General features: G+C 38.3%; 12 protein-coding genes. 7 read left to right on the forward strand and 5 right to left on the reverse strand.

The genetic code is table 11. From position 1 onward, the window contains the following. Window positions 1–443: 443 nt before the first annotated feature. Window positions 444–2,345 carry a class II glutamine amidotransferase gene (locus tag J7E57_RS20020; protein WP_215131228.1) on the forward strand — a complete coding sequence of 634 codons (1,902 nt, stop codon included), beginning with the start codon at window positions 444–446 and terminating at the stop codon, window positions 2,343–2,345. An 895-nt stretch (window positions 2,346–3,240) separates the two neighbouring features. On the opposite strand, the gene J7E57_RS20025 is transcribed toward J7E57_RS20020, so the two are convergent. Then, the gene (locus J7E57_RS20025) at window positions 3,241–3,867 is read right to left on the reverse strand and encodes a LysE family translocator (protein ID WP_215131227.1); all 627 of its coding nucleotides are present in this window, start codon (window positions 3,865–3,867) and stop codon (window positions 3,241–3,243) included. A 143-nt stretch (window positions 3,868–4,010) separates the two neighbouring features. Between J7E57_RS20025 and J7E57_RS20030 the strand changes: the two genes are divergently transcribed. The 5 genes from J7E57_RS20030 to J7E57_RS20050 all read left to right on the forward strand — a co-directional run bounded on the left by J7E57_RS20030 (window position 4,011) and on the right by J7E57_RS20050 (window position 10,567). Then, a complete protein-coding gene (locus J7E57_RS20030) occupies window positions 4,011–5,447 on the forward strand; it encodes an MFS transporter (protein ID WP_215131225.1) in 1,437 nt (478 codons plus the stop codon). Between the two features lie 64 nt (window positions 5,448–5,511). Continuing rightward, window positions 5,512–5,970 (forward strand): deoxycytidylate deaminase, encoded by a 459-nt coding sequence (locus tag J7E57_RS20035; protein ID WP_138818054.1) that lies wholly within the window; start codon window positions 5,512–5,514, stop codon window positions 5,968–5,970. A 548-nt stretch (window positions 5,971–6,518) separates the two neighbouring features. Beyond that, complete coding sequence (guaA, locus tag J7E57_RS20040; RefSeq protein ID WP_215131223.1) at window positions 6,519–8,048, forward strand: glutamine-hydrolyzing GMP synthase; 1,530 nt, start codon at window positions 6,519–6,521, stop codon at window positions 8,046–8,048. 104 nt (window positions 8,049–8,152) lie between these two features. After that, window positions 8,153–9,364 (forward strand): ABC transporter substrate-binding protein, encoded by a 1,212-nt coding sequence (locus J7E57_RS20045; RefSeq protein WP_215131221.1) that lies wholly within the window; start codon window positions 8,153–8,155, stop codon window positions 9,362–9,364. A gap of 33 nt (window positions 9,365–9,397) precedes the next feature. After that, a complete protein-coding gene (locus J7E57_RS20050; protein ID WP_215131219.1) occupies window positions 9,398–10,567 on the forward strand; it encodes an RsmB/NOP family class I SAM-dependent RNA methyltransferase in 1,170 nt (389 codons plus the stop codon). 433 nt (window positions 10,568–11,000) lie between these two features. On the opposite strand, the gene J7E57_RS20055 is transcribed toward J7E57_RS20050, so the two are convergent. The 4 genes from J7E57_RS20055 to J7E57_RS20070 all read right to left on the reverse strand — a co-directional run bounded on the left by J7E57_RS20055 (window position 11,001) and on the right by J7E57_RS20070 (window position 16,915). Further along, window positions 11,001–11,567 (reverse strand): MarC family protein, encoded by a 567-nt coding sequence (locus tag J7E57_RS20055; protein WP_029274105.1) that lies wholly within the window; start codon window positions 11,565–11,567, stop codon window positions 11,001–11,003. A gap of 79 nt (window positions 11,568–11,646) precedes the next feature. After that, a complete protein-coding gene (locus tag J7E57_RS20060; RefSeq protein WP_215131217.1) occupies window positions 11,647–12,978 on the reverse strand; it encodes a porin in 1,332 nt (443 codons plus the stop codon). Between the two features lie 98 nt (window positions 12,979–13,076). Continuing rightward, entirely contained in the window at window positions 13,077–14,552 is a 1,476-nt protein-coding gene (locus J7E57_RS20065) for an amino acid permease (protein ID WP_215131215.1), read from the reverse strand. Window positions 14,553–14,668: 116 nt separating this feature from the next. Next, window positions 14,669–16,915, reverse strand: coding sequence for a sodium-translocating pyrophosphatase (locus tag J7E57_RS20070; protein WP_215131213.1), 2,247 nt, complete (start codon window positions 16,913–16,915; stop codon window positions 14,669–14,671). A gap of 280 nt (window positions 16,916–17,195) precedes the next feature. Here J7E57_RS20070 and J7E57_RS20075 point away from each other — a divergent pair, with 280 nt between their 5' ends. Beyond that, entirely contained in the window at window positions 17,196–18,638 is a 1,443-nt protein-coding gene (locus J7E57_RS20075) for an APC family permease (protein WP_215131211.1), read from the forward strand. Window positions 18,639–18,896: the final 258 nt, after the last annotated feature.

Consider the following 18,896-nt stretch of genomic DNA (forward strand, 5'->3'; position numbering starts at 1 on the left):
TGAACTCTGGTTAATTGTTTGAATTGGTTAACTGGAAATTGCGCATTGAAAATTGTTAATTCCTGAGCTGCGTCCTGCTGAACTTGTTTCAGCATCTATTTTATTGATAAAAATCTTTAAATTGATTTGTTGCCAGTACAACTAGACGGTTCAGTAATCTTTCTCTTTTTCATCGGTAACTGCAAAACGCCAACTGTTAATACACGAAATTAATTGAATAGCATGATGTCTGTAGGTAATTCAGGTAAGTGTGTATAACCTACACTAACTAAGCTGGCTATTTGAACATATTCGAATTAATTCGAAAGGGCGATTAGAGTTAGAAATAGATTAGTTGCACTTTTAGTTCATCTGTCAGTCTAAACTCATCATAATAAAAGAAAACATTTTTCTTTAGGTTGTAACAAGTTAAAAGGATAACTTTGCGGCTTCAAACCCACACAATGAGTGATCAGATAAAACACGAATGCGGAATCGCTTTTATTCGCCTGTTAAAACCACTTTCTTACTACCAGCAAAAGTACGGTACAGCACTTTACGGCCTTAACAAATTATACCTTTTAATGGAAAAACAGCATAACCGCGGCCAGGATGGCGCGGGTATTGCCACCATTAAGCTGGATATGAAACCGGGCAGTAGGTACATTAGCCGATACCGGAGCATGGCATCTAATGCGGTAGCTGATATCTTCGAATATGTGCAGAACAAATTTGTCGATATCCAAGAAAACACCCCTGAATTAATGCAGGATACAGAATGGCTCAAAAACAACGTAAGCTTTATCGGCGAGGTGTTAATGGGCCATTTGCGTTATGGTACGCATGGTAAAAACAGCATCGAAAATTGCCACCCTTTTTTAAGGCAAAACAACTGGATGACACGTAACTTGGTAATTGCAGGTAACTTCAACATGACGAATGTTGATGAATTATTGGAGCAATTGTACGAGTTAGGTCAGCATCCAAAAGAAAAAGCAGATACCGTAACGGTATTGGAAAAAATCGGTCACTTTTTAGATGATGAAAACCAGGAGCTTTTCGATCAGTACAAAAAAGAAGGGCATGATAACGTTGCGATTACACACAAAATATCTGATAATTTAGATATTGCAAATATCCTTCGCCGTTCGGCCAAAACATGGGATGGAGGTTATTCGATCTGTGGTATGGTGGGTAATGGCGATTCGTTCATTATGCGCGATCCGGCAGGTATCCGCCCGGCGTATTACTATTATGACGATGAGATTGTTGTAGCAGCTTCTGAAAGGCCTGCTTTACAAACTGCATTTAATATCCAGTTCAAAGATGTTAAAGAGATCGATCCTGGTCATGCTTTAATCATCAAGAAAAACGGTGAGGTAAGCATGGAGCAGTTCCGCGAGCCAACCGAAAGATTGTCGTGCTCTTTCGAACGTATTTATTTCTCAAAAGGAAGTGATGTAGAGATTTACCGCGAACGTAAACAGTTAGGTCGCTTATTAAGCGAGAAAATCCTTCAGGCCGTTAATTACGATTTAAAAAATACAGTATTCTCATTTATACCAAACACGGCAGAAGTAGCCTTTTTCGGAATGGTTGATGGTGTTCAGCAATATGTGCGCAGGCACCAGAAAGATATACTTTTACATAAAAAAGAAACATTAACAGATCAGCAGCTTGAAGACCTGTTATCTTTAGCGCCCCGTGTAGAAAAGCTTGCGGTTAAGGATGTAAAACTGAGAACTTTTATTACTCAGGACGCAGACCGTAGCGAAATGGTAGCACATGTTTACGATACTACCTATGGTATTATCAATAACCATCAGGATACTTTAGTGGCACTTGATGATTCGATTGTACGTGGTACAACCTTAAAGCAGAGTATCATTAAAATTGTTGACCGCTTACACCCTAAGAAAATCATTATTGTTTCTTCTGCACCTCAGATCCGTTACCCTGATTGTTATGGTATCGATATGAGCAGGATGGGGCAGTTCGTGGCTTTCGATGCGGCTATTCAGTTGTTAACGGAGCGCGGTATGTGGCAGGTGATCGAAGACGTTTACACGAAATGTAAAGCTTCGTTGCTTTTACCTAAAGAGGAAATTGTAAACCACGTTAAGGAAATTTATAAACCGTTTACGCCTGAAGAAATTTCGGCTAAAATTGCACAGATTATTACGCCAAAAGGTACTGTTGCTGAGGTTGAAGTAATTTATCAAAGTTTAGAGAACTTGCATGAAGCTTGTCCGAAAAACAAAGGTGACTGGTATTTCTCAGGAAATTACCCTACCCCGGGTGGTAATAAAGTGGTAAATAAAGCTTTCGTTAACTGGAAAGAAGGAAATAACCAAAGGGCTTATTAGGCCATTAAATCCCATAAAGGGGAACTTGAATAACAAATAGCTCATAGTAATATGGGCTATTTTTTTGCTCATTTTTTGCCAGGGAGAACACTGGAGAAGAGCCCTCGACTCCGCTCAGGATGACCGTAAGATTGAGTACGATCTTCCCTAATCTAAACCTGACATTCGCGGAAAGCCCGGAGGCAAATTCTTCATTTGCCGAGGACTTGAAGCATTGGCAGGACTAATGATAATAGTAGTACTGTACCTGCTTTTCAAAACTTTTAACCGCCAAGACACAAAGGCACAAATTAATTAACTTCATTAAGGTTCAATTGTTTCCCAACAGTGCGTCCTGATCCGATAGCTATCGGATTTATTTCAGGATCTGTTTTAGTGTTATTACTGATATATTGGAGAAAAGAATTGATGGTTTTAGCGGTTCGTGAGGACACGAACCACGGCGGAATAAAATTATTTGTATTTTCGTCTGCCCTTCGACTGCGCTACCATTGACGTTATTTTACAAATTATTATTAATCAGTATTTTAACTCCTTTTGCATTTTCATCCAGCCAGGCCATAGCACGGTATCCCCGTTCTACTTAAATCCGGCCTAACAAATTTTTCGGGCTGCACTGTTCTTGCCGCACAACTGGCTTCAAAAGAAAAATTTTCAGCCGGCATTTTTTGTTTCTTTTTGATGCCAAAAAGAAAGAGCCCTTCGGCGGCGGCAAGCCGAGACAAGACCGTGGTGTGTGGAAAAAGAAATCAATTACACGTCACTCATATTGATTTTTATACAATAAATTAACCCTTAGGGTGACAAAACGTGAGGAAATTCTGTGTGTTCTGTGTTTCCGTGGCTAACAATAAGATGTGTATGCTGCGTTTTCTTTATAATCTTTGTGGTAAACCTATGCGTAGAACTTCAGGTAAGTTTTAACGATGAGCCAAATGGCAAAGAAGATAATAACCACACCTGCGATTTTATTTAGCTTTTTAAGTGCATCTTCCTTTATTTTATAACGGAGTTTACTTGAATAAAAACTCTTTGCACCATCTATACTCAATTGGGTAGCCATGGCAATAAAAAAGCAGACTAATTTTTCGTTCAGCATGTTGTTCAACTTAACCGAAATGATTCCGCTTACAATAATCCAGAACATTAAGGTAGAGGGGGTAAGGATGCACATTAAAAAACCTTTTATTACATAGCCACGTTTACTTACTTTTTGAAGCGTTGAACTATTATAGTGTACCGTTATTTTAGAAACCAGGTAATATATACCTACGGCTAACAAGAATAGGCCCCCAATGGTGCCTACATATTTATCAAATTCTGCTTTATAATCAAAAAACTGGCTGCCAAAAAGAACCAGGCCAATTAAGATCACATCACTGATAATTACGCCAACGGCCAGGGAAAACCCGGCTTTGAAGCCCCTCTCTATGCTGGTTTTGATCATTGAAAAAAATACCGGCCCTGTTAAAAACGACGAAATAATCCCTGCTCCTATACCTAGTAATATGGCTTCAAACATGCATTGTATTGTTTATAATATGCGAATATGCAATTTTATACCTAAACATATAACATTTATTTTTGTTGCATAGGTTGCATAAAATTTACTGGTTTTCATTTTTTTTTATTTATGTTTAGAGCCACTAAAACTAGATTTAAAAAATGAGTTCAGAACAAACACAAACCAAGTGGGGGCAGTTTATTCCTTTGGTTACGGTATTCTTTTTTTGGGGCTTTGTAGCCGCCAGTAATGATATTTTAATACCGGTATTTAAAAAAGCTTTTGATTTATCGCAAGCCGAAAGTCAATTGGTTTCATTGGCATTTTATATTGCTTATACAGTGGGTGCTTTAATTTATAACGGTATTTCTGTTATAATAGGACAAGATATTGTAAACAAACTGGGTTATAAAAATTCGCTTGCGCTTGGTCTGGTTATTTCGGCACTTGGAACCTTATTGTTTTATCCTGCAGCAAACATGCATTCATTTCCTTTAATGCTTTCAGGCTTATTTATTGTGGCATTAGGTTTCTCCTTACAGCAGACTGTTGCAAATCCATTAGCTATTGCATTAGGGCCAATTAAAACAGGCTCGCAACGTTTAACGCTTGCCGGTGGTATTAATAACTTTGGTACAACCATTGGACCACTTATTGTAAGTTTCGCCATTTTTGGTTCTGCGGCAAATGCAACTACAAATATTAGTATAGAAAGCGTTAAAATTCCATATCTAATTTTGGGAGTTGCTTTTATTGCCGTTGCTGTTTTCTTAAAAATGTCATCATTGCCTGATCGACCTGCTTTGGTTGAAGCTGTGGTTGAGGATACTAAATCGATTAAGGGATCTGCTTTGCAATATCCGCAATTGGTTTTGGGTATGATTGCCATATTTGTTTATGTGGGTGTTGAGGTATCTACCGCAAGTAATCTACCAGCTTATATGGAGAAGGATTTAGGCTTTGCCATTAAAGATATTGCCCCTTATATCTCTTTATATTGGGCAAGTATGATGATCGGTCGTTGGACAGGTGCTGTTGAAGCTTTTACTGATAATATCAGCACACAAAAAGTATTACGTTTTATTGCACCATATTTAGCTTTTGGTATTTTCTTAGCTGTAAATGCTATAGCAAAACATGATCTTGCTCCATTTTATGTATACGGTTTGATTATATTGGTGTTAATTGCTGCTGATATGGCGAGTAAAGGTAACCCGGCCCGCATGTTGCTAATCTTTTCGGCAATAGGTATTACTGCGTTGTTAATCGGAATGTTTACTAAAGGAATGGTAAGTGTTTATGCCATTACCAGTGTAGGTTTATTCTGTAGCACTTTATGGCCTTGTATTTTTACCTTGGCAGTAAGTGGTTTAGGTAAACACACCAGTCAGGGAAGTAGCTTCTTAATTATGATGATTATGGGCGGTGGTATTATTAGTTGGGCACAAGGTGCTGTATCAGAATTTACAGGTATTCAATACAGTTATGTTGTAGGGATTATCTGTTTTGCTTACTTGGCATTCTATGCCTGGAAAGTAGCTGGAATATTAAGATCACAAGGAATAAACTTTGATCAAAAAATTTCTGGTGGACATTAATTTTTAATAAACTAATTTTGCAGCCACAGAGATTTAGTTCTTTGTGGCTTTTTTGATTTTTATAATGGCAGATAAACCAAGTTTCGATTCGATATTTATGAACCTTGCCACCGATTTGGCAGCCCGTTCGCATTGCGTGCGTGCCCATGTAGGTGCAGTGCTCACAAAGGATACCCGTATTATTTCTATCGGTTATAATGGCCCACCGGCCGGTACGCACAATTGCGACGAGGAATGGCCAGAGCATGGCTGTGCGCGTGATAGTAAGGGAAGTTGCTCTTTGGCCTTACACGCTGAAGAAAACGCTATTCTTTACGCTTCTAAAAACGGTTCGAAAATAGAAGGTTGTACCTTATACACCACCTTATCGCCCTGTATTGCCTGCGCAAGGTTGATTTTATCTTCAGGAATTAAGTTGGTGTATTATTCTAAATCCTACGCGGCTTACAAAGGTTTACCTAGCGATGAAGGAGTAGACTTTTTGCGGAAATTTGGAGTTGAGGTAGTTTTGATAGAATCATAAAGGTTCATTTGTCATTGGTTCACTTGTCATTTGTTCATTGGTGAATGGCGCAGTACCTTACGAAGTTTCACAGAGGGAGAGCAGGAGAGAACTTCGTAAGTTTAAGAGCAAGGGGCGCTAATTCGTGAATAAAAAATTACATGATTGATAAAGGTTAAATTGTTTTGCGTATTTTACCTAAATGAATAAGTTTTTTTATTGTAGGTGCCGGAATCGCTTTAGGTTATTGGAAGAGAAATGAAATCATCAATTATTTTATTTCTAAAAAATCTACAAATGGTAAAAAAAGAAAAATAGGTCTACTTGATGGAAAGGCTCAAGTGATTTTCAGAGAAGATTTTGCCATGACTGATGAGGAGCTACTCGGCCTAATTTAGCTTATAATTCATAATGCTTGATCGAATAATTGATGTTAAGATGGATACTGTTTTCCTTAAGTTATCTTTCTGCATTTGACTTCGGACTCCTGACTGCCGACTCCTGACTTTTTCCGCTAAAAATCTCAAATCTCGGGCCTCAAATCTCATATCTAATTGGTACCTTTGCGGATGCAAGAAAAAATCATTATCGTCGATTTTGGTTCGCAATTTACACAACTCATCGCTCGTAGGGTTCGCGAACTAAATATTTACTGTGAAATATATCCATACAACAATCTTCCTGAGGTTACGCCTGATGTAAAAGGAGTTATTTTTTCGGGTAGTCCATTCTCCGTTCGTCAGGAAGATGCACCTCAAATCGATTTATCGAAATACCATTTAAAATTTCCTTTATTGGCTGTTTGTTATGGTGCACAATATATTGCCCAACATTCTGGCGGTGCAGTTCAACCATCTTCAACACGCGAATATGGTCGTGCTAACCTGAATTTTGTAAACCAGGAAAATAAATTATTTAAAGGCATTAACATCGGCTCACAGGTTTGGATGAGCCATGGCGATACCATTACCGACATTCCAGAAAATTTTGAGCTGATTGCCAGTACTGATAGCGTAAAAGTGGCAGCTTACCATATTAAAGATTCAGATACTTATGCCATCCAGTTTCACCCTGAGGTAACGCATAGTATTGATGGGAAAATCCTTTTAGAAAACTTCTTGGTTGATATTTGCGGATGTAGCCAGGACTGGACTTCAGCTGCTTTTGTTGAAACCACAATTGCCGATATTAAAGCTACTGTAGGTAACGATAAGGTTGTTTTGGCACTTTCAGGTGGTGTTGATAGTAGTGTTGCAGCGGTACTTTTGCATAAGGCCGTCGGTACAAACCTACACTGTATATTTGTTGATAATGGCTTATTGCGTAAAAACGAATATGAAAGTGTTTTAGAGCAGTATAAAGATTTTGGTTTAAATATTAAAGGCGTTGATGCTAAAGACAAATTCTTGGGTCAGTTGGCCGGGGTGGAAGATCCGGAAACAAAACGTAAAATTATTGGCCGTGTATTTATCGAAGTTTTCGACGAAGAATCTCACCTGATCCAAGATGTAAAGTGGTTGGCCCAAGGTACAATCTATCCTGATATTATTGAATCGGTTTCGGTTAAAGGGCCGTCGGCAACCATAAAATCGCACCATAATGTAGGTGGTTTACCAGATTTTATGAAACTTAAAGTAGTAGAGCCACTTAAAACTTTGTTTAAAGATGAAGTAAGAAGAGTAGGCACCACTTTAGGGTTAGAATCGTTTATTTTAGGCCGTCACCCATTTCCAGGCCCAGGCCTAGGTATCCGCATTATCGGAGAGGTAACCCCAGAAAAAGTTGCTATCTTACAAGATGCAGATAAAATTTATATCGATAATTTGAAAGAAGCAGGTCTTTACGATCAGGTATGGCAGGCAGGTGCAATCTTTCTACCGGTAAGATCTGTAGGAGTGATGGGTGATGAACGTACTTATGAAAATGTAATTGCATTAAGAGCGGTTGAATCACTTGATGGAATGACTGCAGATTGGTGCCATTTACCTTATCCGGTATTGGCTAAAATCTCAAACGAGATCATCAATAAAGTTAAAGGGATCAATAGAGTGGTATACGATATCAGCTCTAAACCACCTGCAACTATCGAGTGGGAATAGTTTTTAGTTCAGAGTCCTGAGTCGGGAGTCGATATACAATTAATATGCTTATGCTAGCAAGGTGGAATAAACTTTGCTAGCATATTTTGTTAAAAATGATAGGTATGAATTTCAAGAAGGTTTATTGGTTGCTGGTTTTGTTTACGGTAGTTTTGGGTGCTTGTTCGCCTAAAATCAGGACACCCAAGCCTGAAACGGAAAAACCGGTTGAAAAAGAAAAGCCAGCAGATAAAAAGCCTATCAAAAAGTTTTCGCAGGCAAGTGTTTCCTTACTTGTTCCTTTTAAATTGGATGAGCTGAATTTAAAAACAGCAACAAAAGCCGATATCGAAAAATATGCTATGCCTATCGATTTTTATCAGGGCTTTAAATTGGGATTGGATTCTGCCGCGGCTCAGGGTTTAAATTTTAAACTCAATGTTTTCGATACGCAGGATGATAATGCACATATATCGGTTTTGTACAAAAATGAGCGTTTTAAACAAAGCAATTTAATTATTGGCCCTGTTTTTCCTGATGGATTAAAGTTTATCTCCAATTATGCCAAAGAAAACAATGCAATCATAGTATCTCCTTTGGCTGCTTCCGAACCTGCAGAATTTAATAATCCAAATCTGGTGTCCATTGTAAATAATATTGGTTTACATGGAAAAAAGATAGCCACATACATTGCTAAAAATTATAATCCTGCCAATACCATAGTGGTACTGATTAACCCTAAGAAAACAGAAGACGAACAATTTGCAGCACCAATAAGGAACTATTTTCAAGCCAATACCAAGTTTATGGTACAAGAGTATGCTTCGGCCTATGCTTTTGAAACAAAAATGATCAAAGGAAAAGAATATGCAGTGGTGCTTACCTCATCCGACAGGACTTTTGTATTGCCAACAGTAGAAAAACTGTATAAATTAAAGCATCTACCCACTGGTGGTTATAGTATTAATCTATTTGGTCATCCCAATTGGGTAAAACAGAATTATCCTACCGATAAATTACAAGACCTAAATACCATTATCAGCTCGTCTTATAAAATAGACTACAAAAATAGTGCAGTTGTTGCCTTTATTAAAAAATATCGATACAGATACGGATTTGAACCTGGAGAATACGCCTTTAAGGGCTTTGATGTTGGCTATTACTTCGGTAAACTGTTAACTACTTATGGAGAGGATTATAGAGATTATCTGGTAAAAGATAAATATAAAGGCCTCCATAATAACTTTTCATTTATTCATGATGAAAAATTAGGCTATATTAACACCAGTTTAATGTTACTGAAGTTTAAAAACTTTGCATTAAACCTAGTTGAGTAATTCTATAATTTTTTCTTCCATTTCAATTATCGCATGAGAGCAGATCATCAGTTAAGAGCCTTTGAACAGATTTTGAGTAATTATGATGGAAGTATGCCCTTGCATCGTTTTCTACCAACCTATTTTAAGCAGCATAAGCAAATGGGTTCATCCGATAGGAGATGGGCTACACGTCATATGTATAGCTTTTTTAGATTAGGTAAGGCTTTATCGGCACTTCCACAGGAAGAACGTTTAAGTATTGCCGATTTCTTATGCCACGATACACTTAGCCTTATTGTAGAGAAAAATCTGCCGGAATTAAAGGAAAGTATTATACTGCCGCTGGGAGAAAAAATATCCATCATTAAAACCAGGTATCCGGATTTTGATTTGCAGGAGGTATATCCGTTTCACGCAAATCTATCTGATGGATTAGACCGGGAAGCATTTAGTACCTCATTCTTTAAACAGCCAGATCTGTTTATCAGGATAGGTGAAGAAGAATCTGCAGCTATTATTGCAAAATTACAAGATGAAAACATTGCGGTTAAAGCGATTTCTGATACTGCTCTGGCTTTGCCTAATGGAACCAAGTTAGAAACCATATTAAAAGAAGGTAGTTATCAGGTTCAGGATTTATCTTCTCAGCATACGGGCAATTATTTTAAACCGAACAAATGGGATAAATGGTGGGATTGCTGCGCGGCATCTGGTGGGAAAACGCTGCTGTTGCATAGTTTGGAGCCTGTGATTGAGCTTTTGGTTTCTGATCTGAGAGAAAGTGTACTCTTAAATTTAGATGAACGTTTCCGCTTAGCCGGTATCAAAAAGTACCATAAAAAGGAACTGGATCTTTTACAGAACAACGATCAGGTTTTACACCACTATCAATTTGACGGGATCATTTTGGATGCGCCCTGCACTGGTTCAGGAACATGGGGCAGAACACCCGAAATGCTTACATTTTTCGAGGAACGGAAAATTAATCAATTTGCCAGCATCCAGAAGGGGATTGTCCAAAATATTGTAAAATATTTAAAGCCGGGTAAGCCCTTAATTTACATTACCTGCTCTGCCTTTGCCGAAGAAAATGAAGCCATTGTTCAGCATATGATTGATCAGTTGCCATTAGCGCTGGAAAAAATGGAATTGATAAAGGGTTATGAAAACAATGCCGATACGATGTTTGTGGCGAGGTTGATTAAGAAAAGCCAGGATTAATTACTCGGTTCGTCACCCTGAATTTATTTCAGGGTCTTAACATATATGCTGACCACGTAGTAGCTACAAGACAATTGAAAACACTGTTTCTACTTGTAAAATAAATTCAGCATGACGATCGCTTTAGAGACGCTACGTATGTTCAAACCAGGATCTGAAATTCCTTCTGACGTATTTCACCGCTTCGATTAAAACGGCTATTGCTCCAATTATTAAGGTATATTCTTCAAAGCTGTTCATGATGTAAGCTTTATTGTTAGATGAATATACGGAATTATTGTTACAGATTGATTAAAGAATCGTCATTAATAGTGTGATCGTCATTTCGACCGTAGTGGAGAAATCTTTAACCTTACATTCAAAGATTTCTCCATTTCGCTACCAATGAAAAATTGGTAGGCTTCAGTCGAAATGACGATCTAGCTGAACCTCCTTAAAGCCCAGTATTATTTCTGAACAATTTAATCGCTATAGCCAATAAAATTACCCCAAAGGCTTTACGTAAGATGTTCAAGCCCGATTTTCCGAAAAGTTTTTCCAGTCTGTTGGTATTTTTCAATACAAAGTATACAAACAACATATTGAGTATAATGCCCACTAAAATATTCTGGGTATGGTATTCTGTTTTTAGCGAAAGTAGGGTAGTCATTGTTCCTGCTCCGGCAATTAAAGGAAAAGCCAACGGAACGATGGAGACTGTTTCTGGTGCTTCTTCTTTAAAAATCGTTAATCCCAATACCATTTCCATGGCAATAAAAAAGATCACGAAAGAACCCGCAATGGCAAAAGATTCTACATCTAATCCGATTACTTTTAATAACGATTCGCCAACAAATAAAAAGAGGATCATTAAGCCTGTAGCGACTAAAGATGCTTTTTCTGATTCGATATGACCTGCTTTTCTACGTAATTCGATTACAACGGGAATGGCGCCCAAAATATCGATAATAGCGAAGAGCACCATCGTTGTGGATAGGATCTGGCTTAAGTTGAACGTCATAAAATCGAATTTCATAGCGGCGCAATTTTAAGCAAAGGTAGCGGAATTTGTATCAATTCCTCAATTGTACAGTTATTTATTAGAAATAGAACTGTGTTCTTAACGTAAGCACATTGTCTTTTCTATCAGCAGTATAACCCTGAATTTGGGTCGATTCGTTTTTAATGATATCATAATAAAGTACAGCCTTAAAATGTGGGTTAAAATGATGTAAAAAACCAAATCCAAAAGTATCAAAACGGACATCCGCTGGAGAAAGCCCCTGAGTATTTGAAATATCAAGCCCTTTCACCTTTGAATTTGGATCATACCAATCGTATTTTAAAATAAGCTGATTGTCGGTGCTATTCAAGGTTTGTACAAATGTAAAGTAAGCACCATTGAAGGTTCGGGTATAATAAGGCAGGGCGACCGATTTACTGTCAACGGGATAAGAGCCAGGAGTGGTTGAGGTCGTTGAGGTACCAGTTTGTAGGCCTGATACCACTTCTGCCCTTAATTCAGATTTCCAGCTCTTGGTTTTTGTAGCCAGCTGAATATCGGCACCATAATATCTCCTTGGAGCAACCTTATTGATGGTATTGGCCGACGAATCCTTCATCATTCTCCATTGGTTGTCGATTCTATCCATCTTATAACTTACGGGCAAACGATGGTTTAAGCCGCCTTGCAGCGTACTTATACCGCCCGCAATGGTAAATTTATTGAATGCATAGGTTTTATGGCTTAACCTGAAGATAAAATCTTTACTATTATCAAATTCTCCAGCACCGGCTAGGCCTTGTCCGTTGTAAATACCAAAATCAAATACAAAGTTTTTCAACCGGGCATCTTTCCAACGAGGATTTAGGGTAAACGTAGCCCCCAGATCTCGTTCTGTTTTCATTAAAATCTGCGACATCCGGCCACGCTCCGGCGCTTCCCTCACTGAAGAAGATAATTGCAGTTCGTTTCCAAACGGACGGCCTGAAAGCCCTAAAGTAACCGCCAGTATTTTCCATTTATTTTCGTAATAACGTCCCCAAAAATCACGAATGGCAACGCCTTGTTCTGTACCGTCAAACTGAAGTACAAAATAAGTAGAAGGACTGCCATCATCTGTTAACATCATATAATCTGCCCTTAAACGACCTCTTCTTAACCTAAACCGATTATTGGTAAACTCGCCAAAATTACCTCCCTGGTATTCTGCCTGTGTGCCATTTGCTTGCGCAACCTGGAATTGAGGCTGCAGGTATCCGCTAAAAGATAATGAGCCATATTTCTTAGAGATAATGAGCAAATGGTTAACCGTGGTAGAATCCATTACATCGTTAATTGTTCTCTGCGCATATCCCGCAGCGGAAATGAATAGCAAAACAATCGTTAAGAAGAAATAAGTGATCTTAAATTTAGCAAAATAGCGGTACATGTTATCAATTTTTTGCAAAGGTAGTTTTATTAATAATTATTTAACATAAAAAAAGCCCCGACTTTAAGTCGAGGCTTTAATTTTTTTGAAAATATAACTTATTTAGCGTCTTTCAAATGAGAATTCTTTTTACTGTATCCAAAGTAAATGATAAATCCTAATGCTAACCAGCCAAATAATCTTAACCAGTTTGTCCAGCCTAAACCAAGGATCATTAAACCGCAGGCAGCAACACCCAAAATCGGAATTAAAGGTACCCAAGGTGTTCTGAATTGACGAGGAAGATCTGGATCAGTTTTTCTTAAGATGATTACCGCTACACAAACCAACATAAATGCAAATAATGTACCGATACTGGTCATATCACCAACTACATCACCAGGGATAAATGCAGCAAATAAACCTACTATTACCAAGATCACTAAGTTTGCTTTATAAGGTGTTTTAAATTTAGGGTGTAAATCGCTGAACATTTTAGGTAATAAACCATCTTTACTCATCGAGTAAAATACACGACTTTGGCCTAATAACATCACCAAGATTACAGAAGAGAAACCAGCTAAGATAGCTACTGTTACTAATTTAGATAACCATGAGTACCCGGTCATATATTCGCTAATTGCAGCTACCACAGATGCTTCACCACCTTTAGTTCTGAAAAACTCAACTGGTGCAATTCCCGTTAAAACGTGTGCGAATAATATGTATAATACAGTACAAACTGCTAACGATCCTAAAATACCAATTGGCATTGCTGTTTTAGGGTTTTTAGTTTCCTGAGCGGCAGTACTTACAGCATCAAAACCGATAAAGGCAAAGAATACCGTTCCGGCAGCACCAATAACGCCCCAGAAACCACCAAAACTATGGCTAATACCTGCATGATCTACATAAGTGGTAGCAGCCGGAATGTATGGATGGTGATTTGCTTCGTGGATGAAGCCCCAACCTAAAACAATAATTAAGATAACAATACCCACTTTGGTAATTACGATTAAACCGTTTACAAAAGCAGATTCTGAAGTTCCTTTAATTAAAAGTAAACTTAACAAGCCTACTATAAACAAGGCAGGAAGATTCATAATTCCATTTACGGTACCATCTGGATGCGATTGGAAAGGCGAGTGGCACCACTCGTAGGGTATGGGTGAGGTATGTAATACTTCTACCAATAGTTTATTCAGATATTCGCTCCAGGCTATACCTACAGTAGCGGCACCTACAGCATATTCCAACACTAAATCCCATCCAATAACCCAAGCCATTAACTCGCCCATAGTAGCATAAGTATAAGTATATGCACTACCAGAGATTGGAATAGAAGAAGAGAGTTCGGCATAACATAAACCTGCCAAAGCACAGCCTATTGCAGCTATTATAAAACCGATTGTAACTGATGGTCCAGCATTTTGAGCGGCTGCAGCAGCAGTACGAACAAATAGCCCGGCACCAATAATAGCCCCTACACCTAATGCAACTAATGCACCTGCACTAAGTGTGCGCTTTAAGCCTTTGCTTGAATCACCTGCTTCTTCAAGCAATAGATGCATTGGCTTTTTAGTAAATAAACCCATATTATAGTTTTTGTTTAGATTAATTCAGCTCCAAACGTAATTAAAAATTACGGAAATGTAAAAGGGATTTTGGTTAAAAAATCCCTTTAGCTATTATTTTATCAATGTTTTTACAACTAACGCCTTAAAGTGTCGGTGGTATTGGTTAAAGTATCCGTAATTACGTTACCTAAACTATCGGTTTTTTGCTCAATTCTGATTTCTTTTCGAACTTCTTGCTTATGTTCGCTGGCAATTGCCTTAACTGCGATGTATGGAGCAATAACTAGTGAAACAATAGACATTAATTTGATTAAAATGTTCATTGAAGGGCCCGAGGTATCTTTAAAAGGATCGCCTACAGTATCCCCTGTTACCGAAGCCTTATGTGGTTCTGATTTTTTGTAGTGCATTTCGCCATTGATCATTACACCTTGTTCGAAAGATTTTTTGGCGTTATCCCAGGCACCGCCTGCATTACTCTGAAAAATCCCCATCAATACACCGGTAACGGTTACTCCGGCCAATAATCCACCTAAAACTTCCGGGCCAAAGGTGAAACCAATAATTATCGGCGTGATTAAGGCGATAGCGCCGGGCATCATCATTTCGCGGATTGATGCTTTGGTTGAAATGGCTACACATTTTTCGTACTCTGGTTTAGCTTTGTACTCCATAATGCCAGGAATTTCTCTAAACTGGCGACGGACTTCTTGAACCATATCCATTGCAGCTTTACCAACCGCCTGGATACAAAGTGCAGAGAAGATAAAAGGAATCATCCCACCAACAAATAATCCTGCCAAAACTGGTGCCTTATATATATCTATCGAGGTAATACCTGCAATACCTACAAAAGCAGCAAATAAAGCTAAAGAGGTTAAGGCTGCAGATGCAATGGCAAATCCTTTACCGGTTGCTGCAGTTGTATTTCCAACGGCGTCTAAATTATCGGTACGCTCACGCACTTCAGGAGGTAACTGACTCATTTCGGCAATACCACCTGCATTATCCGCAATTGGTCCGAAAGCATCAATGGCCAATTGCATAGCCGTAGTGGCCATCATACCTGCTGCTGCAATGGCTACACCGTATAAACCCGCAAAGTGGTACGATAACATAATTCCTCCTGCTAAAACCAAAATTGGAATAACAGTCGATTTCATTCCAACAGCTAAACCTGCAATAATATTGGTCGCATGTCCGGTCGATGATTGTTGGATAATAGAATTTACAGGGCCTTTGCCCATTGCGGTAAAATATTCGGTAACAATACTCATAATTGTACCCACTACTAAACCAACAATAATGGCATAAAACACATTAATACTAGAGAACTCATAACCACGTAAGTTTAATGTTTCGGGTAACATCCATTTTACGATAAAGAACGAAGCTACTGCTGTAATCAAAATTGATGACCAGTTACCTAGATTTAAAGCCGTCTGAACATTTGATTTATCATCTTTAATGGTTACAAACCAAGTGCCTACAATCGAAAATAAAATACCCAATCCGCAGATTACCATAGGCAAAAGGATAGGAGACATGCCGCCAAATTTATCTGTTACGGTAATTTCTTGTCCTAAAACCATGGTGGCCAATATGGTTGCTACATAAGAACCGAATAAATCGGCACCCATACCTGCAACATCACCTACGTTATCACCTACGTTATCGGCAATGGTTGCGGGGTTACGCACATCATCTTCCGGAATTCCGGCTTCTACCTTTCCCACTAAATCGGCACCAACATCGGCAGCTTTGGTATATATACCACCACCAACGCGGGCAAATAAAGCGATTGATTCAGCACCTAACGAGAAACCGGTTAATACTTCGATAGCAGTTCTCATTTCGGTACTATCGACACTCGTTACATGAAATATTTGTAGAAAAACGATAAATAATCCACCTAAACCTAAAATAGCAAGACCAGCTACGCCTAAGCCCATTACGGTGCCGCCAGTAAAAGAAACTTTTAACGCTTGTTTTAAACTTGTTCTCGCCGCTTGTGTGGTTCTTACATTGGCTTTTGTTGCCGATTTCATCCCGATATACCCCGCAGTTGCAGAAAATACCGCTCCAATAATAAAAGAAATAGAGATAATCCAGCTCGAATGCATCGGAACACCTTTAATTTCGGTAATTGTTCCAGAGTAGGCTAGGAGAGCAGCCGTAAAAACAGCAAAAATGCTCAATACCCTCCATTCGGCTTTTAAAAAGGCCATAGCGCCATCGGCTATATAGCCAGCAAGTTCCTGCATGTTTTTATCACCTGCATCTTGCTTGTTTACCCAGGCGCTTTTAATCATCATAACTATAATCCCAACAAGGCCTAGCGCCGGAATACAGTAAATTAAATTGTTTTGTAAAAAATCCATAGTTAATAATTGATTTATATTTGGTTAGTTGTTTACATTGTTGTTTAATTGGTGAACTGTTTAAATCGGTCAATTGTTTAATCTATTTCAAACGTTCAGCGCCAAACGCTTCTCTCCAAACTACGTACTTATATCTAGCAAGATAATAAAATATTTTTCTTGTGATTAAATTTTTCATTGTCAAGTAGAATAAAATTTCGCTCAATTAAAATAATACAAGCGAAGTACTCCTATTTTCTTTTTTTTAAATAAATTAGCCACAAACTAAACCAAACTAAAAATGAATATTGAAAAAGAAGATGGACCTTCTAAAAGAAAATTAAGTCTTTTTGATGCCACCATGCTGGTAATGGGTTCGATGATCGGAAGCGGTATCTTTATTGTTAGTGCCGACATCATGCGGAATCTAGGTTCTGGTTATTGGTTGATTGTGGTATGGGTGATCACTGGAGTGATGACTGTTGCAGCTGCAATTTCTTATGGAGAACTTTCTTCTATGTTTCCTAAAGCAGGCGGGCAATATACTTACCTGAAAGAGATTTTCGGTAAAATGATGGGATTTCTTTATGGCTGGGGCTTGTTTACTGTAATTCAAACCGGCACTATTGCAGCTGTTGCTGTTGCTTTTGGTAAATTTACGGCCTATCTAATACCAGCTTTAAACGATGCTGCTCCAATTTTTCAAAGCGGTGGTTATAAAATTACCTGGATACAGATTTTAGCCATCGGTGTGATTCTGCTTTTAACCTATATTAATACAAAAGGTGTTGAAGGCGGTAAAATTTTGCAGAACATTTTTACTGGGTCTAAAATTGTCGCTTTAATCGGCTTAATTATTTTAGGCTTTCTTTTGGTGAAAAACAGTTTTTGGGCCGGAAATATGAGCTTTGGCTGGGATGCTTTCAATAATCTTAAAACAGATCCAAGCGGCAATTTCTTGAAATCGGGATGGGAATCCATTTCCGGAATGGCAATAATGGGGGGAATTGCAGCGGCCATGGTTGGTTCGGTATTTTCGAGTGTGGCCTGGGAGAATGTAACTTTTGTCTCGGGAGAAATCGAAAACCCTAAAAAAAATGTTGTACGTTCTATGGTTTTAGGTACTTCAGCAGTGATGATCCTTTATTTATTAGTCAATTTTATCTATCTCAATACCCTAAACAGAGAGAGTATTGCATTTGCCCTCAATGATCGGGTTGCTGTTGCAGCCTCAGAACAGATTTTCGGTAGTGGAATCGGCACAATTGTAATTGCATTGTTGGTAATGATTTCTACTTTCGGTTGTGTTAATGGAATCGTATTGGCAGGTGCACGGGTTTTTCAAACCATGGCAAAAGATGGGATGTTTTTTAAAGCAGCATTAAAAAACAATAAAAATGGAGTTCCTGAAAGATCACTTTGGATGCAGGGCATTTGGGCATCTGCTTTATGTTTAAGTGGGCAATATGGTAATCTTTTAGATATGATATCCTTTGTCATTGTGCTCTTTTATATGATTACTGTTTTTGGTGTTATTTATTTAAGGATAAAACAACCTGGTCTCGAAAGACCTTATAAAACCTGGTTATATCCAGTTACACCGATTATTTACTTATTGATTGGAGCAGCATTTTGCATTTTGCTCTTAATTTATAAACAACAATATACCTGGCCAGGGCTTGTGATTGTTTTATTGGGGGTGCCTGTCTACTTTTTTATTAACAAAAGAGAGCAGCAAAGTTAATCTGATTTAATTTGAGAAGTACGCGCGATCGTCCTGCTGAATTTAATTCAGCATCTTAATGGTAGAATAGATCCTGAAACAAGTTCAGGATGATGATACCAGATGACGAATTTACTTATGGAACCTCGCAGGTTTTTAAAAACTGCGAGGTTTTTTACATTAAAGAACACTGCCTGTCAACCGGCTTTTCCTTGTATGGTCATAGGTCTCATATCTCAAATCTATCCTCTCCTATCTCATTTTGAAAATCAGGTTTCA

The organism is Pedobacter sp. ISL-64 (assembly GCF_018613605.1).
Classification (GTDB): domain Bacteria; phylum Bacteroidota; class Bacteroidia; order Sphingobacteriales; family Sphingobacteriaceae; genus Pedobacter.

What these genes read in the sequence shown, in the direction of transcription:
- J7E57_RS20070 (WP_215131213.1), bottom strand. Translation starts at nt 16,915, where the DNA reads ATGGATTTTTTACAAAACAATTTAATTTACTGTATTCCGGCGCTAGGC.
- J7E57_RS20060 (WP_215131217.1), bottom strand. Translation starts at nt 12,978, where the DNA reads ATGTACCGCTATTTTGCTAAATTTAAGATCACTTATTTCTTCTTAACG.
- J7E57_RS20075 (WP_215131211.1), top strand. Translation starts at nt 17,196, where the DNA reads ATGAATATTGAAAAAGAAGATGGACCTTCTAAAAGAAAATTAAGTCTT.
- J7E57_RS20025 (WP_215131227.1), bottom strand. Translation starts at nt 3,867, where the DNA reads ATGTTTGAAGCCATATTACTAGGTATAGGAGCAGGGATTATTTCGTCG.
- J7E57_RS20065 (WP_215131215.1), bottom strand. Translation starts at nt 14,552, where the DNA reads ATGGGTTTATTTACTAAAAAGCCAATGCATCTATTGCTTGAAGAAGCA.
- J7E57_RS20050 (WP_215131219.1), top strand. Translation starts at nt 9,398, where the DNA reads ATGAGAGCAGATCATCAGTTAAGAGCCTTTGAACAGATTTTGAGTAAT.
- J7E57_RS20030 (WP_215131225.1), top strand. Translation starts at nt 4,011, where the DNA reads ATGAGTTCAGAACAAACACAAACCAAGTGGGGGCAGTTTATTCCTTTG.
- J7E57_RS20035 (WP_138818054.1), top strand. Translation starts at nt 5,512, where the DNA reads ATGGCAGATAAACCAAGTTTCGATTCGATATTTATGAACCTTGCCACC.
- guaA (WP_215131223.1), top strand. Translation starts at nt 6,519, where the DNA reads ATGCAAGAAAAAATCATTATCGTCGATTTTGGTTCGCAATTTACACAA.
- J7E57_RS20055 (WP_029274105.1), bottom strand. Translation starts at nt 11,567, where the DNA reads ATGACGTTCAACTTAAGCCAGATCCTATCCACAACGATGGTGCTCTTC.
- J7E57_RS20020 (WP_215131228.1), top strand. Translation starts at nt 444, where the DNA reads ATGAGTGATCAGATAAAACACGAATGCGGAATCGCTTTTATTCGCCTG.
- J7E57_RS20045 (WP_215131221.1), top strand. Translation starts at nt 8,153, where the DNA reads ATGAATTTCAAGAAGGTTTATTGGTTGCTGGTTTTGTTTACGGTAGTT.